Source organism: Tardiphaga sp. 215_C5_N2_1 (genome assembly GCF_052076055.1).
Classification (GTDB): Bacteria; Pseudomonadota; Alphaproteobacteria; order Rhizobiales; family Xanthobacteraceae; genus Tardiphaga; species Tardiphaga robiniae.
The window spans coordinates 6190998-6211590 of sequence record NZ_CP197240.1 but is presented as its reverse complement, the minus strand read 5'-3'; the positions used below and the strand labels follow the sequence as shown (position 1 = coordinate 6211590).

The following is a 20593-nucleotide window of genomic DNA, read 5'->3' as shown; positions in this document are numbered from 1 at the left end:
GCAAGCTACCACTTCTCGCCAAATGGCCGGATCTCGTGCTCGAACGTCCATGCGTCACGCGGCTGCTGGTAAAGTGCCCAGTAAGCCTCGGCGACAGCAGCCGGCCGCATCAAACGGTTCGGATCGAGGTTTTCCATCGCCTTCGGCCCTTCGCGGCTGGTGATCAGCTGCCGCACCCATTCCGTATCCACGCTCGAGTCGATGATCAGGTGCGCGACGTGAATGTTCTTTGGGCCGAGCTCCCTGGCCATCGATTGCGCAACGGCTCGGAGACCGAACTTGGCGCTGGCAAAAGCGGCGAAACCGTTGCCGCCCCGCAGGCTTGCCGTCGCGCCCGTGAAGAAGATGTTGCCCTTTCCGCGCGCCAGCATCGCCCGCGCCGCCTCGCGGCCGGCCAGGAAGCCGGAGTAACACGCCATCTCCCAGACCTTGCGGAACACACGTTCGGTCGTCTCCACGATCGGAAAGTTGACGTTAGCACCGATGTTGAAAACACAGATCTCCAACGGCGCATGGGCGTCGGCGTCGGCGATGAATTTCACCATCTCCTCTTCCTTGCGCGCATCGAGAGCACGCCCAAATACGGTGCCCCCCGCGGCCTCGATCTCCTTGATCAGCGGCTCGAGCTTCTCGCCCTGGCGGCGCCCCACGAAGACCGTGAAACCTTCCGCAGCGAATTTCTTGGCGATCTCGCCGCCGATGAAGTCACCTGCGCCAACGACGGCTACTGTTGCATTGCGTTTTTTCAACTGAGTTCTCCCGGATGCGAGTACGCGGCGGCGAACGCCACCGCAATCTGCTTAGCTGCGCAGCGATTCCGCCAGCTTGTGCTTCAGAATCTTGCCCGTGGATGTGGCCGGCAGCGCCGGCAGCACGATGATCTCCGACGGGCGCTTGTAGGATGTGAGCTGAGGGCTGACATGCGCCATCAGATCGGAGGCCGTTGTCTCGGTCCCCTGAAGAAGCTGCACAAAGGCGACGACCTCTTCGTTACCGTCCACCGGGCGCCCCACGACCGCACACTGCACGACCGAGGCATGCGTACTCAACACCGCTTCGATCTCGGCGGGGTAGACGTTGAAGCCCGAGCGGATGATCATTTCCTTGGTGCGGCCGACAATGAAGAGACAATCCCCCTCGAAGCGGGCCAGATCGCCGGTGTTGAACCAGCCATCCGGATCGATCGCCTTCGCGGTCAGATCCGGCGCCCGATAATAGCCGCGCATCACATTCCGCCCGCGGACATGGAGCTCGCCGACCTCGCCGGCAGTCTTGTGCGATCCGTCGAGACCCACAATCCTGGCCTCGACACCAGGCAGCAGCGGGCCAACCGCCTGATCGTCGCGCGGCGCATCAATGCGCACGCCGGATAATCCGGGTGAGCACTCGGTGATGCCATAGCCGTTCAACAGTGAGAGCCCGAGTTCGCGCTCGACGCGCGACTTCAGGTCCAGGTCGAGCGGCGCACCTGCGACCGCAATAAGACGCAACGAGCCTCGATCGAGCTTGCTCAAACCGGTAACCGATTTGTATTCCAGCAATCGCTGATAGGTCGCCGGCACGCCATTCAGGATCGTGATGCCTTCGTCCGAGATCGCCTTTGCCAGTGCGGCCGGATCATACTTGCTTGCCAACCGGACGGGCGCACCCGTCATCAAGGTCATCACCAGCAACGAAATGCCGACGATGTGCGAGATCGGGAGAACGATGTACTGCTTGTCGTCTGGCGTCATGCGACGGATGTCGGCCGTGGTCTTGGCGCTGAACAGCAGATTCTCGTGCGTCAGCATCACGCCTTTGGGCGTGCCGGTCGTACCCGACGTATAAATGAGAACGGCCACCTGATCTTTCGGGCTGTCCTCCACTCGCTCGGGTGACGTGCCCTCGTTGAGAGCGGTAACGGCCACCTCCGATAGCGGGCCGATCCGATGCGTTTGGGCTTCATACCGCGCGGCATGGCTCGCAGCTTCCTTGGACACGCCGACCGTCAGAAGCACACGGCGTGCGCCGCTGTGATCCCTGATCTGATCCAGCTCACGAGCGGACAGCCGTGGATTGACGACGATCGCCCAGACATTGAGGCGACTTGCCGCGAGCAGCAGACCTGCGAGCGGAATGCTGTTTTCGCTGACGATCATCAGGCGGTCGCCGGGCCTGATGCCGAGCTTGGTGAGGTCAAAGGCAATATCCGCGACGGCCTTATGCAACTGACCATAGGTCATGCTGTCCCCGTCGTCGATCAACGCTATCCGATCGGGTGTTTCGACAGCATGGCAATCAATGACCTGGTCGATGCGGCGCGGCAACGCGGAAAGTATGCGCGCTGCCTCATCGGTTTCCACCGTCTTCAACATCTTCGTCCTCCCGGGAAAAGAGCCGCTTGGTCGCAGCTTCTGGATTGTATGGTCAGGTAACCTAGGCCGTCCTCGTTTTCAGGAAGGAAGCCTGCTCAACGATCGCCTCTTCCACATCCCTGAGACTGTCCTTGCCGAAGAATATCTCGTTGCCGACGAAGAACGTCGGCGACCCGAACGACCCGCGAGCAACCGCGTCATTCGTGTCCTTGATGAGTTTCTGCTTGACGTCGTCCTGCTGCGCCCGCGCGATCAACCTGTCGATGTCGATGCCGGAGGACTTGAAGGCCGCGGCGAAGACTTCGGGGTCGTCCATCTTCTTCGGCTCTTCCCACATATGGTGGTAGGCCGCCCTAAAATACGGATCGAACACACCTTCGAACTTAGCCGCGACAGCGCCGCGCATGAGCATAAGCGTGTTGACCGGGAAGAACGGATTGCTGTTGAACTTGGTGATACCGTGGCGCCGGATGAAGCGCTCGGACTCCAGCCTCTGATATTCAGGCTTGTTCTTGATGCCGCGCAACGACTCCGCAGGCGACATATTACCGGTAGCTTTGTAAATCCCGCCCAGCAGGACCGGAATATATTGAAATTTGACCTTGGTGCGTTGCTCGATACCCGGGAGTGCGGCTTCGGCGAGATAGGCGTTCGGGCTGCCGAAATCGAAATGGAATTCCGGCTGCGATCGATCGGTCAACGGCGCCTCCCCTTTTATCTTGATGGGCACGATCAAATGTCCGCCCCGACCGAACGCTAGAGTTCTATTTTAGAACTGTCAACGGCGAAACCTGCTTTGAAACCGGAACGACGACAACGGTATTGTTTTGAGGTCCATGCCAAAATAGAATGCGCGGAATGGGAATGCCGGAGACGTGGGATGAAATGGGATTCGCTTGAGGAAGAGCCGTGTTCGCTGGCCCGCACCGTCGCGGTGATTGGCGACCGCTGGACGCTTATGATTTTGCGTGAATGCTTCCTGCGCAAGCGTCGCTTCGACGCCTTCCAGACATCGCTGGGAATTACACGGCACCTGCTCGCCGACCGCCTCAAGAAGCTGGTTCGATTCGGTGTGCTCCGGCGCATTCCCTATATGGATGCACCCAAGCGATACGAGTATATTTTGACCCAGAAGGGACTGGACCTTTACCCGATCATCATGTCGGTCGTTCATTGGGGTAACATCCACATGGTCGACTCGCGGGGGCGACCGATGCTTCACGAGCACAAGTCATGCGGCAAGCACTTCGATCCGCTCATGATCTGCTCGGAATGCGGCGAGCCGGTGCTTGCGAAGGAAGTCCACGTCCATGCGGGGCCTGGCGCTCGCGAAACGGCAATGCCGAGGACGCAGATTGCCAAGACACAGGTTAAGGTGCAGGCGCCGAAAGCCACCGCTTCCAGGGCAAAACGCGCCTGAGGCCAAGTCCGGACGAAGAACAAGCCGGACTTGGCGACGACTGCGTTACTCCGAGCTCGCGTCCAGAAGACCGCCGAACTGGTCCCAGGAATTCCCGTTCCAGCGCTGCAGCTGAAGCTGGGTATAGGCCATGCTATTCTGCGGTCCGGTATTGATAGTAATTCCCGGCATCAACGTCGGCAGGGACAGGCCCCGAATATTGCGTGCCTGCTTCACGATATTCTCGCGGGAATAATCGCCAGCGCATTGTTTCAGAACCTGCTCCAGGATCTGGCCCTGCTCCGTGCCATACACATAGTTCGCATCGCCAATGTCGGCACCGGGCAGATATTTCGCGAAGTGGGCTTTGTACCACTGGACCCCGGGATCATCCGCCCATTTGCTGTCGCTCGGATCCTTTGCGATGGTCGCCGCGACGATACCGATCGCCTTGTCGGGTCCTGCAGGCACGATTGTCGACGAGACCGAGCTTGAGACGTAGTTGATCAGGAACAGCGGCTTCCAGCCTATTTCGGACGCTTTCTTGATCGCCTGCGCGGCGAACTTCGGCGTGCCGGCAACCAGGAACGCTGCCGCGCCCGAGGCTTTCAGATTCACCACATGGGAGTCGATGGTGGGCTCACTCAGTTCATATGCGGATGCCACGACCTTCTTGTCGAAAGCGTCCTTGAAATACGCCTTAAACGCCGCGAGGAAGTCCTTGCCGAGATCGTCGTTCTGATACAATAGCGCGATCTTCGCATCCGGCAGCACCTTCGAGATATATTTGGCGTAGATCTTTCCCTCGGTGTCGTAGCTGGGCAGGCCCGTCGTCGTCATCGGGAATTCTTTGAAGTTCGTGAACTTGTTGACGCCGCTCACCACGAACAGGTGCGGGACCTTCTTCGCGTTGACGTATTTGATCGTCGCTCCAATTCCAGGCGTGCCCTGCGGGCCGAACAGGAACGCAACTTCGTCGCTCTCAACCAGCTTGCGCGTTTGTTCGACCGTTTTCGGCGGGCTATAGGCGTCGTCATAGGTAACGAGATTGATCTTCTTGCCGCCGATGCCGCCGCGATCGTTGATCGAGTTGACATAGGCAATGAGCCCCTTGCCGGTATTGCTCAAGGGCGACGCAGGTCCGCTGAACGGAAAGGTCGCACCGATTTTGATTTCGGTATCCGTGACGCCGACTGTCTCGGCTCGCGCCTGCAGTCCGAACAGCGTCGCTGCCATTGCAACGCCAACAAACATTCTTCTCATCATTGTCCGCTCCCTCCAGTGCCGCAAGCTTGACTGCCTGCTATTTAAAATTCTCGAATGAAGAGCTCTCGCCAACGTCGCCGAGAGAAACAGCCCTGCACATGACCCATCGGTGACAGCGACATGCGCCCGGATCGGCCATCCCCGGGGTGCCGTGGCTCGTCAGGGCAGAGGCCGGCCAAGCCCGGCGCTGCTGCGTCGTTCAAACCCGGCAGCCCTCGAAATGAGTTTGACTATCGATCGATGGGCCGATGACGCGCGATCCCACCGGCACCGATCACCGCGCCACGTGGTGCCGCGCGCGGCATGCACCGCCATTGGGATCGCAAACCATCAACGCTGTCGTGATCCGGCGCATCATATCCTCCCCTGGCTCGCCGCAATGATCGCGGCGGCGTGCAATCATTCGATCGCAATTACTAGTCCATAATCTTGGTGATCAAGGTCAGTTCTTTTAAAGAACTTGTCAATCGCCAAATTGTCGCCGCGCAAGTGGAAGCTGACGCGACGCCGCCCGTCGATGAGACGGGGCTGAATCGGACGCTAGGTTTTCCGATCTGCGATTGCCTGCTTTGCAAGGTCGACCCAGATCGGCGCTTCCCGCGCATAGAGTTCGCGTGTCGCCTGCATCGACATCGGTCCTTCATCGATACCGAAGGTCGCGAACATGGTCCTGACCTTTTCGGTCTGCGCCGCCTGCATGATGAGATCCGACAGGCGTTCGGCAATGGCCGTTGGCGTACCGGTGGGCACCGCACAGCATTGATAGGTCAGCAGTCCGAAGAGCGGCGAATCCGCCCCCTGCTCGGCAAACGTCCTGACTTCCGGGAAGGTCGTGAGCCGCTTCCGTGGCACGGCGACGACTGCACCCGCCCCGCTCTGTAGGACGGGCTGCGCGCCAACGATCGTACCGATACCGCCGTCGACCGTCTGTGCCAGCATGTCGGTGAACATCGGCGCCTCGCCGCGATAGTGGATCGGCTCGATGTTCAGGCCATATTGCTTGTTGAGCGCGAGGATCGTGAGGTGCGGAGGTGAGCCGACCCCGAACGTTCCGAGCGTCATGCGCCCCGTCGCGCGCGCATGGCGAACGACGCCGTCGAGGTCGGTGATGCCCAGCTGCTTGCGCGTGATGAGCGGCAGTCCACCCGTCGGCATCGCCGAAACCAGCTGAAAATCCTTATCCGTGTCGTAGGCAAGATCCTTTACCAGCACGCGGTTCACGGTCATCGCGCCAGACGTGTTGAACAGAATGGTATAGCCGTCCGGCGCTGCCCGCTTGACCTCGGCCCCGGCAATCGAACCGAGCGCGCCGGTCTTGTTCTCGACGATCACCGGCACGCCGGTCTGGCTTCCGATGAACTCGGCATACATCCGCGCATAGACGTCGGTCTGTCCGCCCGGGGCGAAGCCGACGACGATCCTGATCGGTCGCTGCGGCCAGGTGTCCGCCGCCGATCGTGCGATCGACGGGAATGCAACGGTGGACGCCGTTGCGGCCAAGAAAGACCGGCGCGTTATTTTCATTCTTCATCCTCCCTCTGATAGGCGTCGTCATTTTTCCGTCCGCGTCATTGAGGCCTGTTCGGCTGCGGATCGTCGTCTTGAGGCCGGGCGCAATTTCGCTTACGCGCGGCCAGCGTCGCCGGTGTTACGCTGCAACGCCGCCCGGTCTTGTCGGAGCGATCAGCCCGGCTTGTTGGCCGCCGAGGCATCCCGATAGGCGGGGCGATTCAGCACACGGTCGAGATAAGGCGTCGCGCTGTCGCAGATCGCCACCTGATAATCGATGGCCCAGGTCAGACACGTGGTCAGCAGGATGTCTGCGGTGGTGAACTGTTCGCCCAGGAGATATTCCCGCCCGTCGGACAGCGCGGCATCGACGTGCTTCAACTGCTTCCGGAAATACTCCGCAGCCTGGGCGACAACGCCCGGTGCATCACCATAGATGTGAGACAGTCCCTTGATCTGCCCATGCCGCCTCATAACGTACAGGCTCGTGGAATCCAGTTCGGTGACGATGAAGAAACACCATTCGAGCCACTTCGCGTAAGTCTCGGAGTCTTTCGGAATGAGGGAGGCGGCCTGGTCGGGATAGGTCTTGGCTAGATAGGCGATGATCGCAGCGCTCTCGCCGATGACGAGCGTGTGGTCCTGCAACAGCGGCACCTTTTGCCGGGGATTGAGGGCCGTATATTCGGGCGTTTCGGTCTCCCCCGTCCGCGGCAGGATCGGCTTTCGGGTATAGGGGAGCTTCAATTCATGAAGCGCCCAGTGAGGTCGGATGGTCCGGCTGGTGCCAACGCCCCACAACACGAGTTCCGGGTTCATCACCATTTCTCCGCAGCCGGCCGAAGATCGAGTTCATGCGTCCATCCGTCTCGCTTCTGCGCATGGGCGAACCAATAGGCTTCCGCAATCGACGCCGTCGTGGTGAGGCTGTCGGGCTGGCGGGCTGCAGGATCCAGGCCCCGGCTCCTCATCCGTTCATGGATCGCCTCGCTGTCGACGCCGGCATCGATCAGCAGGTGCACGACGTGGATGTTCTTCGGTCCGAGCTCTCGCGCCATGGCCTGCGCGACGGCCCGCAGACCGAATTTCGCTGCCGAGAAAGCGGCAAAGCCGCTGCCGCCGCGCATGCTGGCCGTCGCGCCGGTGAACAGCATCGTGCCGGCGCCGCGCGGCACCATATGCTTCGCTGCCTCACGTCCCACCAAGAAGCCGGCATAGCAGGCTAGTTCCCAGGCCTTGAAGAACAGCTTCCCGGTCGTCTCGAGCAGTGGCTTCTGCACATTGGATCCGGCATTGAACAGACACACCGCGATGGCGCCCATCTCATCTTCGACCGTCTGGAACAGCCGCTGCACTTCTTCCTCGTTGCGCGCGTCGATCGATCTGGCGTGGACATCGTGGCCCTGTGCGCGCAGCTCCTCGACCAGGCCCGCAGACTTTTCAGCATCGCGCCGCGCGATACAGATCGCGTATCCCCCCTGTGCGAATCGCCGCGCGACGGCCGCGCCAATTGCATCCCCCGCTCCCACCAGGAGCGCCACCTGCTTCTTGTCAGTCATGTCAACGTCCCTCGCCTTCAATTCGGACGACCTTCGACAGGGTCATTTCCGTGATTGCCGCATCGTCGAATCCAAGATCACGCAGGATCTCCCGACTATGCTCGCCAATGCGTGGTGCCGGCCCGCCTATGGCCGCCGGGCGCTCTTCGAACCGGGCCGCAGGTTTCGGCTGACGGACGCGGCCGACGGACGGCTGCTCGAACTCTTCGATGATGCCGCGCGCCACCACCTGCTCGTTGGCGACGATCTCGCTACGGCGCAGCACCGGTGCACATGGCACGTCCGCGGTGTCCAGCCTGGTAAGCCATTCGGCCGTGGTCCGGGTGGCGATGTATTCCTGCATCTTGTTGATGCGCGCGGTGGCATTGACCGAGCGCCCCGCAGGCGTCGCGAACCTCTCGTCCTTGACGAGCTCGGGGTCGTCGGTGGCGCGGCAGAAGCCCTGCCACTCGGAATCCGAGATCGTGCCCGCGGTGATATAGCCGTCCACAGTCTTGAAGATCAGATCGGGGCGATCATTAGGATCCGGCGACGAGGCCTCCGCGCCGACGACGGTGTGTTGCATCATGCCTTCAGGCCACAGGAACGACAGCATGGCGTCCAGCATCGCGACCCGAATGTGATCGCCGCGTCCAGTCTTCTCGCGCGCATAGAGCGCCGAGGACACGGCCTGTGCCGTCAGCACTGCCGTCGTCTTGTCCGCGACGATGGTCCGTATCATCTGAGGTCGGTTGGTGCCGGCCTGCGACTGGATGTCGGCGAAACCCGAAAGCCCCTGGACGATCGGATCGTAGACGCGTTTCTTGGCGTACGGCCCGGTTTCACCGACCCCGCTGATCGAAACGTAGATGAGGCGCGGATATTGCGCCCGGAGCTCGTCGGCTCCCAACCCGAGACGCTCCATCGTACCCGGGCGAAAGTTCTGCACGAGGACATCGGACTGAGCGATGAGCTTCTTGACAATCCGCGCACCGGCTTCGCTTTTGATATCGAGCGAGATCGAGCGCTTGCCTCGGTTCGACGAGATGAACAGCGCCGAGAACTGCCCGGCCTTGTCGATGGCTGCCCGGCTGCGGCGCGTGATGTCACCGCCCAGCGGCTCGATCTTGATGACCTCAGCGCCCTGGTCCGCCAAGAACATGGTTGCAAATGGACCCGACACGACGCTGGTCAGATCAAGTACGCGAACTCCCAAAAGAGGCCCTGGCATGCGTTCCATTCCCACTGCATTCGGCGCACGACGCACCGTTGAGTGGATCTGTTAGAAGAACGCGGGCGACCAGGCTTGCCAGATAGTGCCGGATCTACGTGAAAGCGACATTGCTTTCCGACTTTGCTAATGCCGCACCGCGGCGCGAAAGCCCGACGGACAAAGACCAGTGTGCTGTTTGAATTTCGTCGTGAAATGTTGCGAATGGCTGAAGCCAACTGCAAGGCCAATTTCCGTCAGCGAACACTTCTCACTAGTAATAAGGTATTTGGCGCGCTCAATGCGCCGACCGATGACATACTGATGCGGGGTATCACCGGTACTTTCGGAAAATGCCCTAATGAAATGTCGAGTGCTCAATCCGACCAGCGAAGCCATCTCCATCAATCCGATCGACCGACCGAGGTTTTCCTCGACGAACTCGGAGATCCTTTTAAGATTGCACTGGGTGAGACCGCCTCGGTTGCCAAGCGGCGTCTTGGTGCCGCTCATCCGCTTTAGAACAGCGAGTGTCTGGATTGCCCAGCCCTCTGCCATCATCGCATAGACATCGTCGTCATGATGCGGCTCGCTGCACAGTTCTTCCAGTCCGAAGGCGATTGCGGGGTTATCGAACCCCAGTCTCGGCGCTGCCGCAAAGCTTGGAAGTCGTTCCGATATAAACGTCTGGTCGAAGAACACGACTGTATAATCCGACTTTGCCGATGTGACGGTGAATTCGCCGTCGATCTCCAAGCCAGCCGGATAGACGGCCAAGTTGCCGGCAAGTTGCTGGTCGAACGACTGACCATCCATCTTGCCGCGCAGCTTCCGCGCACCCCTCCTATAGAAGAAGAGCGCTAGTTCTGGCTGCTTGAAATGCCATTGAACCTGCTTCGACACGTCCCTGCGGAAGCTTTCAATCCGGATTACGGGCGTGCGGACGACGGTGTTAGACAGCACGCGACCGCCGACGATCCTGATGAATTCTCCATTCTCGGATACATTGCTCATGCGACTGTCTCCCCTGCGCGTCGATGCACAACTCGCTCGGCAACCGCAACGCCTGGATGGCTCGAGATGAGGATGCTGTTTCCACGCGACCGGGCACAACATCGCTCCGTCGGAAGTCCATCGGACTTCGCGGACAGACCGCGCATCTATTTCCTCCCGACGGTCATTCAGCCGTCTTTGACAATCGGCTCAAGCGGAGACGATCCTGCCTTGCAGCCTCTTGCCCGAAGATTATAGTTCTATTTTAGAACTGTCAATTTTCGAACAGTGCACGACGGGGGGACTCTTCATGACGATCTTGACGCCAGTTTCGGTCGAAACGGGAACGGACGAATTGCTTTGTCATATCGACCGTCGGGTCGCCGTGATCACGCTCAATCGCCCGGCGGCCCGCAATGCGCTGTCGGACAAACTCACACCCGCCCTGCGCCGGATGATCGCATACTGCTCGACCGACAATGGCATACGCGCGGTGCTGATCACCGGCGCCGGCGAGGCTTTCTGCGCGGGTGGCGATGTGAAAGGCATGGGCGACCGCAGCAGCACAGACGAACTAACCTTTGGTCAGAAAGTAACGCGCCTGATCGAACGTCAACGCACTTTGACCGGCGCGCTGTTCGAGATGCGGAAGCCGACGGTCGCGGCCCTTCCCGGTGCGGCTGCAGGCGCAGGCCTCTCGCTCGCATTGGCCTGCGATATCCGCATCGCAGCGGAGCAAGCATTCGTCAGTACGGCCTATGCCAGAATCGGGCTGAGCGGCGACTACGGCATCGCCTGGCTACTCACGCGAGCGGTGGGAGCCGCCCGCGCAAGAGAACTGATGTTGTTGTCCGACAGAGTCGATGCACAACGCTGCGAAACTATGGGATTATTCAATCGGATCGTGGCCGCCGACAGGCTGGCCGAAGAGGCGTTCATGATCGCGTTGAGATTGGCGAATGGACCCGCTGAGGCCTACGGTGCCATGAAAGACAACCTGGACGAGGTGCAACACCTCGGCTTCGCCGCATCTTTAGACAAGGAGGCCGAGCGGCTGGTCCGCTCCGCGCAGACCGAGGAGCATCGCGAAGCCGTCAGAGCGTTCGTCGAGAAGCGTCCAGCGGTGTTTCGGTGAGCGCAGATGGCAGACAATACGCGTTGCCTGAGATGCCGTTTCCAGATGTCTTTAGATCGACACTGCAAGTACGACGACGGGGTCGAGGTGAGAGTCTACCTATGCAAGATCTGCACGTATATTCACGTCGAGACCGTAAAACTCGACGACGCTCATAACTGGCACGGCGTGCACTACGTCATTTGACGCCGACCACTTTTCGTTCACCTGTTCACCGCTCTTCCACATCTAACTGTACACCACCGCGAGTTCGACACTGATACCGAGGATCTGCGACGATGTAGACCTACACCAGAGCCGCGACCGACGTCGCGAGCAATGAAGTATGGGTCCAGCTTACAATCGCCAAGAATTAATCGCACGGCAGGCTATCGCTAGTTGAAACCAACGTGTTGATGCTGTGCGGCCATCCGAGCGGCAACGATGCTACGAGGGAGATTTCGTGGGTCAACGATGTCCGCTTTGCGCCATGAACTGCCCTCGCTCGGTTTTCAAGGATCTTGGCACCCTGGCGGGAGTCACTGCGGTATCTCAGCGATGGCATAACAATGCGCAGGTCAGACATGTTAAATCCCGACCTGATGCGACAGGTCGGGAGCCGTTTTCAAGGCTGCGCCATTCATCCCGTTTGCCGCGGTCGCATTTGTCGCGTGCGGACATAGACGTGGACACCGGCCGCAAATAGCGCGAGCACAGCACCGAACATGCTCACGGCAATCCAGCCTCCCTCGTTCCAGGCGATCGTCGCACCGGCCGATCCCAGCGATCCGCCGAGAAACATGCCAGTCATGAAAATCGTGTTGATTCTTCCGCGCGCCTGAGGATGAAGCCCGAAGACCACGTGCTGATTGGAGATCAATGCACTCGTCACGCCGAAATCGAGAACGACGACGCCGACGATCAGCCCAAACAGGCTGCTCCAGAAGCCGAAGATGAACCACGAGGCGACCGTGATCGCGATTCCGACACCGGCGACCACGTGCGGACCGCGACGATCTGCAAGCCGACCGGCCATCGGGGCCGCAAAGACGCCGACGGCACCGACAATCCCGAAGAGACCCGCGACATCCGCGCCGAGCGCGAGATGTGGCTCGCGCAGGTGCAGGGCGAGGATGGTCCAGAAGACCGTGAACGACGCGAACAGAGCGGCTTGCACAATGGTCGCCGAACGAAGCGTTGGCTCGGAACTCCACAGCTTGACCATGGACTTCATGGCGTCGCCATACGGCATCGCCACGTAGGGATTGTTACGAGGAAGAGCGGTCGCCATCGTAGTTCCGGCAACGATGGCCAGAGGAGCCCCCAACCAGAACATGTCGCGCCATCCTGCATGGCTTGCGACGAAGCCTGCCAATGTGCGGCTGAACAACAACCCGCACAACAATCCTGACATGATCGTGCCGACGGTCTGGCCGCGCCGCTCCGGCGACGCCAGAGAGGCCGCAAACGGAATTATCTGCTGCGCGACGGTCGACGTCATTCCGACCACCAGGGACGCCGCGACCAGGGCCCAGGCGGTCGGCGCCAGGGCGGCGAGTGCGAGCGCAACGGCCAGCAAACCAAATTGCACGATGATGAGTCGTCGCCGATCCATCATGTCGCCCAGCGGCACGAGGAGAAACAGCCCGGCGGCATAGCCGATCTGGGTGGCCGTCGGGATTAGCTCCGCAGCGCTCTGGCCGGGGAATGCGGCCTGAATCACCCCGAGCATCGGCTGATTGTAGTAGATGTTGGCCACCGCGATGCCGGTCGCGGTGGCCATGACGAAGGCCAGAGGGCGCCCGAACGGTCGAGCGACGGTCTCGACGGAGGGCGTTGCAAGTTCGGACATCGGAAACCCTTTTGAATGCGTTGCTGAGCCACAACTAGCGTTGCATCGATTTCCGCGGTAGTGTCCCCAATCGATAAGCCGTCATATCGGATTAAGATACAATGGACACCGACGCCGTCGCCGTACTGGTCGATGCAGCCTTGGCGGGAAGTCTTGCGGGGGCCGCTCGCCGACTGCAAATCTCTCCCATGGTGGCGACACGCCGGCTGGCCGCTCTCGAAAAGGATCTCGGCGTCCGGCTGTTTCACCGGACGACGCGTTCGATGTCGCTAACACCGGAGGGCGAAGCGTTCCTGCCCTACGCGCAGGCGCTCGTCGAAGGCGAACTCGCTGCACGCGCCAATCTTCGGGCCGCCAGGGAAGGCGTCTCCGGAACGCTGCGGGTAAACACCTCGACGGCCTTCGGACGAAAGCTCATCGCCCCCATCGTTCCGCGCTTGCTAAAGACCCACCCTTCACTTCGGATCGATCTGGAGCTGACCGACGACGTCGTGGACATCACGGGGACAGGAATGGACCTGGCGATCCGATTTACGGAGCCCAGAGAGAATAGCCTGGTGGCCCGCCCAATCGGAATCAGCCCCCGCGTGTTGGTGGCGGCGCCCAGCTACATCGAAGCATTCGGACGGCCTCGCACCGCCGCGGATTTGAAGCACCACGCATGCCTGTCGCTGTCCGCGATGAACCGCTGGCCGCTCCGGATCGATGGCCGCGAGCGGCAGGTGGCCCTCAACGTGCGCCTGACCGCCACCGCCGACGCCCTGCACGATGCCTGTGTGCACGGCGCAGGGATCACGCTTCTTTCTCATTGGAACGTCCGCGAGAACTTGCGGGACGGCACGCTCGTTCGCCTCGAACTCGACGACGCCAGCGCGGGCGATCACACCATCTGGGTCGTCTACCCGAGCGCAAAACTCGTGCTGCCGAAGGTCCGCATGTTCATCGCAGAACTCGAAAGTATACTTGGGGTGGAATACGCGGGACGGCGGTAGGGATCCGCAGAGTGCTACATCCGCATGCAACCCTTATCCGCCAGTATGGTCTGCATAACTGCACATTTGATCCAATGAGCTTAGCTCACGCAGAAGCTTTTACGCGTGTGTCCGCTTTGCGCCAAAAGCAGACAAGCGTTACTTGCGCCAACGAACGCACGCGCCGGAGGGTGTCATCAAAGAGTTCGACGCTTGACTGCCGTGCCGTTTTTTGTTCACTCCAACAACATGATGAATCAACCCGCGCACGCCGGTGCGTGACTGTCGACGCATCGCGTCCATAGCTTCAAATTTGCGGATCGCAGCTCAGCTTATGTTCTGGATATCCGCCACTATATCGGATGATAAGATCGCCGCGACACGAAACACGAGTGCGTCAGCGCCACACGCACCGCAGAGCTGTATGCCGATCGGCATCCCGTCATCTGCTGGATCGCCGGGGATAGAGATGGCCGGAAGGCCCAGGGCATTGGCGAACGCCGTGAAAACGGCATGCCCGCGAGGTCCCACCGGTCGCCCGTCAATCATAGTAGGATGCGACAAGCCGATCGGCCAGGGCTGTGCAGCTGCCGTCGGCAACAACAGAACATCAAAGCGCGCGAACAATGCGATGAATTCATGCTCCACATCGGCGACCGTCTGAAGCAGGTTCAAGTAATCCCGCGCCGTATGCAGACGACCGCGCTCCGACATCGCGGCGACACCGGCACCGACGTCGCCATCCCGATCAGGATACCGATCTAGTAGCCAAGCGACGCCGGTTTCGCTGAGCGTCGGCCAGATCGCGCCGATTGGTTCAGCCAGAACGAAATGGTCAAGTCGCTCCACGTGATGACCTTGTTCGGCAAAAGCTTTAGCAGCCGCTGCGACACTACGGGCGATAGTCGGATCGACCGGCGCATCGGAGAATGTCGGGATGTAAGCAATGCGCAACGGTCTCGAAGTGGCTTCCGGAGCGATCGACTCAGTACCCGCGATGATATCAAGCATGATCTTTACATCGCGGAGGCTCCGGCCGATCGGTCCGGCAACTTCGAAATCGTGCAGGATCGCAGGCAACCCATGCGCGCGTGGCACCAACCCGCGTGACGGCTTGAAGCCGACGAGCCCGGTGTGACCTGCAGGACGCCGGATCGAACCGCCGCCATCGGTGCACAGAGCCAGCGGCCCAATACCCGCAGCGACAGCTCCAACTGCACCACCACTCGAACCACCTGGTGTCAGGTCGGGATTCCACGGATTGCGCGTCGCGCCGAACAGCGCGTTGTCAGTGATCCCCTGCACGGTGAATTCCGGCACGTTTGTTTTCCCGAGAATAATTGCGCCGGCGTCGCGCAGTCTTGCGACAGGTGTTTCGTCGCGCGTCGGGACGTGATCGGCAAAGAGCCGGCTGCCCCAGGTCGTCCGTAGCCCGGCGACATGGATGTTGTCCTTGATGGTAATCGGAACACCATCGAGGGCACTTTTGGATGCACCGGCGCGCCACCGCGCCGTGCTTTGTGCCGCCGCGATCCTGGCACCGTCGCGATCCAGCGTCACGACGGCGTTGATGCGCGGATTGACCTCGTCGTGGCGGGCGAGGATAGACTCCACTGCGTCACTCGGTGTTGCGATCCGCGCCGCAAAAGCCTGATTCAGCTGAGCTGCGGTCAGTGTCCAGAGCGGAGCGGTGCTGCTCATATCCGGACGATCGCCGCGATCGGCGCTTCGCCCGGTGCGCATTGATGCTCTGTTCCGCCCGACACGAAGATTGCGGTATCAGATGTCACTGATGCGATGACAGCGCCCAAGGCGGCGCGCGCGTGCCGCTCATAGTTGATGTCGGCATCCGACAGCATGGTGTTGCGATGGCCCCTGATCTTGCCCGTCGGGCTGGCCTCTGCTTTCGCGAAGATCGCCGCAATCCGGGATGTCTCATCCTCCGTCGGCTCTGCCGACAGCGACAGCCCCGCACTGGCCAGCGCGCGGCGAACGCCGCTGGCGTCGATCGCGTCTTTCAGGATTGCATGGCCCATGCGGCACGGGCTGGTTGCCTGACTTGAATTGCCAAACAGCAGAATCTCGCAGCTGATGAGCTCGCCGCCTGCCGATGTGGAAGCAACTGCCGAATAAACATCGAGATCGCCAGCGATCCGTGTTGTGTCGAACGTCTCCTGCGTGATCTCGCCGAGACCCAGGGCTACCCCCAGCGCCATCGCACCGCGCGCAAATGCCTTCGAGCCGTTCGGATCGCGCGTCGCGGTGGCGACGCCGCGCCGGTCCGCATCCGCGATGCCGGCCGGAGTCAAAAGCGGCCCCTTCACCTGGACGTAGTGCACATCATCAAGGTTGTTAATGCCGGCCTCCACCAAAGCCTCCCGAACGGCATCGGCGACAGCAGATGCATGCCGCTTGGTCCCGATCTCCTCCGGCGCGATCGTACCTGTCATGGTGATGCCGATCGCCAACCGCTTGGTGCCGTCCGGCGTGCCCTGTGCCGGCGTTCTTGTCAGGATGGTCGCGTGAGGCGACAGCACGCCCTCGGTGCCACCGGACCAAACGAATGCGATGCGCTTGCCTACGCCCTCAGGCGAAATAGCAAGGTTCTTGGCGAGCAGCAATTGATAGGACAGCGTGGCGAAACCGCGGGTAAAATCATTGGCGCCGCCATTGCCTTCTGTTTTTCCGATCAATGCGACGATCGTCGCAGGATCGATCGTGCCGGCATCGATCAGCGCAGCTAGCCCCGAAACGTCACTCGGGGAAGCCATATCGACCTTGTGAACGTTGATATGCATAGGGACTCCATCGGATCAGCGTGTGTATTAATGTCGGATGAAGGGAACACCGATCGCCGCCGGTAGGCGGGCGGATCGACTCACGCCAGCGAGCAATGCGAGCGCGAGGCAATAAGGCATCATCTGCATCACGTAGGAACTGACCGGCAAGCCCCAGCTTTGGGCGCGCAGTTCCAGCGCGGACACGAAGCCGAAGATCAGACATCCAGCGATGGCACCGACCGGTGTCCAGCGGCCGACCATGATGGCAGCAAGCGCTATGAAACCGCGACCGTTCGTCATGCCGTCCGTGAAGCTGCCGACCTCCTGAAGAGCAAGCACGGCCCCGCCCAGCCCTGCCAAAGCGCCCCCCGCGACGATAGCGATCATGCGGATGCGGATCGGATCATAACCGGCCGCGAATGCGGCTTCCGGATTTTCACCAACCGCCCGCAATGTCAGCCCTGCCCGCGTCTTGGTCAGAAACAGTGTCAACGGAACAACGAGTAGGAACGCCAGATAGACAATCGCAGACTGTCGAAACAGGACAGGTCCCATGACTGGAATCTCCGAGAGCCAGGGCAACGGCCATGTGCCCGGGGGCGTCAGTCGGATTACGGGAGCACGTCCGCCGAACAGTCCGCGCAGCAAGAAACTGGACAAGCCCAGAACCAGCACGTTTACAGCGAGGCCTGTCACCATCTGGTCGGCGCGGCAGCGCGCCGTTGCGAAAGCGAGCAGGCTTCCCGTCGCTGCACCGCCCAGTGCGGCAAGGGCAAAACCGAGGGCGACGTTGCCGAACACAAATGCCGAGATCGCGCCTGTGAATGCTCCGGCAAGCATCATGCCCTCGATGCCGACGGCGAATGTGCCGGCCTTTTCGCTCAACAACCCGCCCAGAGCGGCAAACAATAGCGGTGTCGAAATCCGGATGGTGGCAGCGGCGAGATCCGCAATCATCATGAGATCCATGGTCACACCTTGCTTCGCTCGCCGCGCAATCCGAGCGCGCACAGCACGAACACCATCGTCAGTCCCTGAATGACGAAGACAAGCGATGACGGCACGCCGACCTCACGCTGCATGGCGAGCGCACCCGCTTCCAGAAATCCAATGAACAATCCGGCGGGCAGAACGGCCAGGGGATTGAGCGAGGCCAGCAATGCTACGCCCACGGCGTTGAAACCGAATCCTGCCGAGAATCCCTCGATCAATCGATAATGCACACCGAGCACTTCGACACCGCCGGCCAATCCCGCCAAGCCGCCGGCGGTCAGCATCACGCGCATGGTCTGCCGGATACTGGAAATACCGACATAACGTGCGGCATCCCGGCTGGCTCCCATGATCCGCAGGCGAAAACCAAATGTCGTGCGCCAGAACAGGATATGACAAGCAACGGTCGCGATCACTGCCAAAACGATGCCGATATGCAGATCAGTACCGGCCACCAGCTTCGGCAACCAGATGGCCCGCGGCAGCAACGGTGACTGCGGAAATCCGGCTCCCGGTTCGCCCAGTTTCCCATGCAACATTTCGCTGACAAGAAGGACGCCGACGAAATTCAGCAACAGCGTGCATAGAACCTCATGAACGCCGCGCTTGAGGCTGACGAAGGCGGCAAGCCCAGACCACGCAGCGCCGCATACAACACCCGCAAGCAGCGCAAGCGGCATCAGCAATAGGCCGGGCAACGCCAGGCCGCTCAGCGCGACCGCCGTAGCGCCGATACCGCCGACCGCGATCTGCCCTTCGGCGCCGATATTGATGACATTGGCGCGAAAGCACAGTGCAACGCCAAGACCGGCGAGAATATACGGCGTACTCTTGTTGAAGCCGAATGCGATGCGGTCGATCGAGCCGAATGCTCCCTTTAATAGCGCGGCATAGGCAAGCAGCGGATTTTTGCCGGAGATCAGGATCAGCACCGCAGTTACGAGCAGCGCCAGCGCCACCGCCAGGGTCGCGCGTGTCGCCGTACCTGCCAGCAAACGCCGCAGTACGCTGGCAGCTTTCATGAACGTGACCTTCCGCGGTGGAGGCTCATTGTTCACCGTGTCGATATTAGAGAGGATGGTCATGCCGCGGCGCCATGGATCAAGCTGTCGTCCCCTGCCATCATCAGTCCGATCTGCGTCAGGTCTACAGTGTCGCGGTCGATCGGGATTGACAGCCGCCCCCCCTGCATCACCGCGATGCGGTCGCCGAGCGTCATCACTTCTTCCAGAGACGATGAGATATAGATGATTGCGCCGCCAGCGGCCCGCAGCGCCAAGATCTGCTCGATAACGAAATGTGTGGCGCCGGGATCCAGCCCCCAGACCGGCTGGTGCGCGATCATGACTGCAGGATGTCGGCCGATCTCCCGCGCCAGCACGATCTTCTGCTGATTGCCGCCCGACAACGTCCGCGCGGCGATGTCAGGGCCCGAGGCCTTGATCGCGAAACGCTGTGACATCTCCCGGGCGCGTTCCGCAAAGTAGCTACGTGCCAGGTATCCACCCCGGGACAGCGGCGGCTTGTCGAAATCGCGCAACGCCAGATTGTCGGAGACGCTCATTCCGGTGACCAGCGACATCGTGGCTCGATCGACGGGAATATAGGCCATCCCCAATTCTGTCCGCTCGCCGACGCTTGCCAGCGTGATATCGTGACCGTCGAGGTCGATACCGCCTGCCGTCGGAAGCCGCAGGCCCGCCAGACATTCAGCCAGTTCAGTCTGTCCGTTGCCGTCGATCCCTGCGATCGCGAGAATTTCTCCGGCACGCAACGAGAATGAAATCGGAGCCAGACGTTCCACTCCACGCTCGGTTAGCGCCATCTGTCCGACATGCAAAACGTTGCGGCCCGCGGCGGTAGCTTCGCGCGCGATGGGTGGCGGCATGTCCCGACCCACCATCATCCGTGCCAGACCGGCGCGTGTTGCACCTTCCACCCGGCATGTTCCAGCAACTGCACCATCGCGCAGCACTACGACTTCACTGCAGATCGCGATCACTTCGTCGAGCTTGTGCGAGATGAAGACGATGGCCCGACCCTGGTCACGCAACCGAGCCATGATGCCCAATAGTCCTTCGACTTCCGGCGGGCTGAGGTTGGACGTCGGCTCATCCAGGATCAGCAGATCCGCGCCGCGCAGAATCGCCTTGACGATCTCGACGCGTTGCCGCCGGCCGTGCGGCAGGTCGCCGATCATCGCGTCGGGGTCGATGTCGAGCCCGTAAGTCGCACTCTCCTGCCTGATACGGCTGGCCGTCTCGCGCGGCGACAGCCATGGACTCGAGCCAGGAGCACCGAGCATGACGTTTTCAGTCACGCTCATCGCTTCCACCAGCGTGAAGTGCTGATGGATCATGCCGAGGCCAGCAGCCATCGCCTGCGCGGGGCCATGCCCAGAGAGCGGCTTGTCCTTGAAGCGGATCGTCCCGGCATCTGCGCTGACGACACCGAACAGCAGCTTCATCAATGTACTTTTGCCGGAGCCGTTCTCGCCGAGTAGCCCAACGATCTGGCCCGCCGCGACATCGAGATCAATGCCGCGGTTGGCCTGCACAGTGCCATAGGCTTTCTTGATGCCGCGCATCTCAAGCATGGGCATCAATCCATAGCC

The 20593-nt window shown here is 60.9% G+C and carries 18 protein-coding genes; 3 read left to right on the top strand and 15 right to left on the bottom strand.

Annotated features, from left to right (window positions below):
- Positions 1-5 precede the first annotated feature (5 nt).
- The 3 genes from AB7828_RS29445 to AB7828_RS29435 form a co-directional block, all read right to left on the bottom strand.
- Entirely contained in the window at positions 6-749 is a 744-nt protein-coding gene (locus AB7828_RS29445; protein ID WP_089267531.1) for an SDR family NAD(P)-dependent oxidoreductase, read from the bottom strand.
- Positions 750-800: 51 nt separating this feature from the next.
- Positions 801-2354: a class I adenylate-forming enzyme family protein gene (locus AB7828_RS29440; protein ID WP_441231904.1), complete on the bottom strand. Its 1554-nt coding sequence runs from the start codon at positions 2352-2354 to the stop codon at positions 801-803.
- Between the two features lie 61 nt (positions 2355-2415).
- Positions 2416-3090 (bottom strand): 2-hydroxychromene-2-carboxylate isomerase, encoded by a 675-nt coding sequence (locus tag AB7828_RS29435; protein WP_439079878.1) that lies wholly within the window; start codon positions 3088-3090, stop codon positions 2416-2418.
- 144 nt (positions 3091-3234) lie between these two features.
- Here AB7828_RS29435 and AB7828_RS29430 point away from each other — a divergent pair, with 144 nt between their 5' ends.
- On the top strand, positions 3235-3774 hold the full coding sequence (locus AB7828_RS29430) for a winged helix-turn-helix transcriptional regulator (RefSeq protein WP_441232338.1): 540 nt from the start codon (positions 3235-3237) through the stop codon (positions 3772-3774).
- A gap of 45 nt (positions 3775-3819) precedes the next feature.
- Here AB7828_RS29430 and AB7828_RS29425 read toward each other — a convergent pair whose 3' ends face one another.
- From AB7828_RS29425 to AB7828_RS29400, 6 genes are all read right to left on the bottom strand, one after another.
- A complete protein-coding gene (locus AB7828_RS29425) occupies positions 3820-5019 on the bottom strand; it encodes an ABC transporter substrate-binding protein (protein ID WP_374725680.1) in 1200 nt (399 codons plus the stop codon).
- 540 nt (positions 5020-5559) lie between these two features.
- Positions 5560-6543, bottom strand: coding sequence for a Bug family tripartite tricarboxylate transporter substrate binding protein (locus tag AB7828_RS29420; RefSeq protein ID WP_441231903.1), 984 nt, complete (start codon positions 6541-6543; stop codon positions 5560-5562).
- A gap of 159 nt (positions 6544-6702) precedes the next feature.
- On the bottom strand, positions 6703-7347 hold the full coding sequence (locus AB7828_RS29415) for a glutathione S-transferase family protein (RefSeq protein ID WP_176454722.1): 645 nt from the start codon (positions 7345-7347) through the stop codon (positions 6703-6705).
- Positions 7347-8087, bottom strand: coding sequence for an SDR family NAD(P)-dependent oxidoreductase (locus tag AB7828_RS29410; protein ID WP_309946835.1), 741 nt, complete (start codon positions 8085-8087; stop codon positions 7347-7349). The genes AB7828_RS29415 and AB7828_RS29410 overlap by 1 nt, the downstream gene beginning before the upstream one ends.
- Before the next feature lies 1 nt (position 8088).
- Complete coding sequence (locus AB7828_RS29405) at positions 8089-9297, bottom strand: CaiB/BaiF CoA transferase family protein (RefSeq protein ID WP_175368237.1); 1209 nt, start codon at positions 9295-9297, stop codon at positions 8089-8091.
- Between the two features lie 126 nt (positions 9298-9423).
- Positions 9424-10290 carry a helix-turn-helix domain-containing protein gene (locus AB7828_RS29400; protein ID WP_175368236.1) on the bottom strand — a complete coding sequence of 289 codons (867 nt, stop codon included), beginning with the start codon at positions 10288-10290 and terminating at the stop codon, positions 9424-9426.
- A gap of 295 nt (positions 10291-10585) precedes the next feature.
- On the opposite strand from AB7828_RS29400, the gene AB7828_RS29395 reads away from it, so the two are divergent.
- On the top strand, positions 10586-11404 hold the full coding sequence (locus tag AB7828_RS29395) for an enoyl-CoA hydratase-related protein (RefSeq protein ID WP_441232337.1): 819 nt from the start codon (positions 10586-10588) through the stop codon (positions 11402-11404).
- Positions 11405-12023: 619 nt separating this feature from the next.
- Here AB7828_RS29395 and AB7828_RS29390 read toward each other — a convergent pair.
- On the bottom strand, positions 12024-13235 hold the full coding sequence (locus AB7828_RS29390; protein ID WP_441231902.1) for an MFS transporter: 1212 nt from the start codon (positions 13233-13235) through the stop codon (positions 12024-12026).
- A gap of 101 nt (positions 13236-13336) precedes the next feature.
- On the opposite strand from AB7828_RS29390, the gene AB7828_RS29385 reads away from it, so the two are divergent.
- Positions 13337-14227: a LysR family transcriptional regulator gene (locus AB7828_RS29385; protein WP_120288895.1), complete on the top strand. Its 891-nt coding sequence runs from the start codon at positions 13337-13339 to the stop codon at positions 14225-14227.
- Positions 14228-14533: 306 nt separating this feature from the next.
- Here the strand turns inward: AB7828_RS29385 and AB7828_RS29380 are convergent, their stop codons facing one another.
- Genes AB7828_RS29380 through AB7828_RS29360 form a run of 5 tightly spaced genes read right to left on the bottom strand, consistent with a single transcriptional unit; the run spans position 14534 to position 20575 of the window.
- On the bottom strand, positions 14534-15907 hold the full coding sequence (locus AB7828_RS29380) for an amidase (RefSeq protein ID WP_441231901.1): 1374 nt from the start codon (positions 15905-15907) through the stop codon (positions 14534-14536).
- On the bottom strand, positions 15904-17004 hold the full coding sequence (locus AB7828_RS29375; protein WP_441231900.1) for a ring-opening amidohydrolase: 1101 nt from the start codon (positions 17002-17004) through the stop codon (positions 15904-15906). The genes AB7828_RS29380 and AB7828_RS29375 overlap by 4 nt, the downstream gene beginning before the upstream one ends.
- A gap of 27 nt (positions 17005-17031) precedes the next feature.
- Positions 17032-17955, bottom strand: a complete 924-nt coding sequence (locus AB7828_RS29370; protein ID WP_120288893.1) for an ABC transporter permease — start codon at positions 17953-17955, stop codon at positions 17032-17034.
- 2 nt (positions 17956-17957) lie between these two features.
- A complete protein-coding gene (locus tag AB7828_RS29365; protein WP_175368233.1) occupies positions 17958-19064 on the bottom strand; it encodes an ABC transporter permease in 1107 nt (368 codons plus the stop codon).
- Complete coding sequence (locus AB7828_RS29360; RefSeq protein ID WP_175368232.1) at positions 19061-20575, bottom strand: ABC transporter ATP-binding protein; 1515 nt, start codon at positions 20573-20575, stop codon at positions 19061-19063. Before AB7828_RS29360 ends, AB7828_RS29365 begins: the two co-directional genes overlap by 4 nt.
- Between the last annotated feature and the right edge of the window lie 18 nt (positions 20576-20593).

Bases quoted from the DNA above. Each gene is read 5' to 3' on its own strand.
- AB7828_RS29440 (WP_441231904.1), bottom strand. From the start codon at position 2,354: ATGTTGAAGACGGTGGAAACCGATGAGGCAGCGCGCATACTTTCCGCG.
- AB7828_RS29430 (WP_441232338.1), top strand. From the start codon at position 3,235: ATGAAATGGGATTCGCTTGAGGAAGAGCCGTGTTCGCTGGCCCGCACC.
- AB7828_RS29425 (WP_374725680.1), bottom strand. From the start codon at position 5,019: ATGATGAGAAGAATGTTTGTTGGCGTTGCAATGGCAGCGACGCTGTTC.
- AB7828_RS29420 (WP_441231903.1), bottom strand. From the start codon at position 6,543: ATGAAAATAACGCGCCGGTCTTTCTTGGCCGCAACGGCGTCCACCGTT.
- AB7828_RS29415 (WP_176454722.1), bottom strand. From the start codon at position 7,347: ATGAACCCGGAACTCGTGTTGTGGGGCGTTGGCACCAGCCGGACCATC.
- AB7828_RS29410 (WP_309946835.1), bottom strand. From the start codon at position 8,087: ATGACTGACAAGAAGCAGGTGGCGCTCCTGGTGGGAGCGGGGGATGCA.
- AB7828_RS29405 (WP_175368237.1), bottom strand. From the start codon at position 9,297: ATGCCAGGGCCTCTTTTGGGAGTTCGCGTACTTGATCTGACCAGCGTC.
- AB7828_RS29400 (WP_175368236.1), bottom strand. From the start codon at position 10,290: ATGAGCAATGTATCCGAGAATGGAGAATTCATCAGGATCGTCGGCGGT.
- AB7828_RS29390 (WP_441231902.1), bottom strand. From the start codon at position 13,235: ATGTCCGAACTTGCAACGCCCTCCGTCGAGACCGTCGCTCGACCGTTC.
- AB7828_RS29385 (WP_120288895.1), top strand. From the start codon at position 13,337: ATGGACACCGACGCCGTCGCCGTACTGGTCGATGCAGCCTTGGCGGGA.
- AB7828_RS29380 (WP_441231901.1), bottom strand. From the start codon at position 15,907: ATGAGCAGCACCGCTCCGCTCTGGACACTGACCGCAGCTCAGCTGAAT.
- AB7828_RS29375 (WP_441231900.1), bottom strand. From the start codon at position 17,004: ATGCATATCAACGTTCACAAGGTCGATATGGCTTCCCCGAGTGACGTT.
- AB7828_RS29370 (WP_120288893.1), bottom strand. From the start codon at position 17,955: ATGGATCTCATGATGATTGCGGATCTCGCCGCTGCCACCATCCGGATT.
- AB7828_RS29365 (WP_175368233.1), bottom strand. From the start codon at position 19,064: ATGACCATCCTCTCTAATATCGACACGGTGAACAATGAGCCTCCACCG.
- AB7828_RS29360 (WP_175368232.1), bottom strand. From the start codon at position 20,575: ATGCTTGAGATGCGCGGCATCAAGAAAGCCTATGGCACTGTGCAGGCC.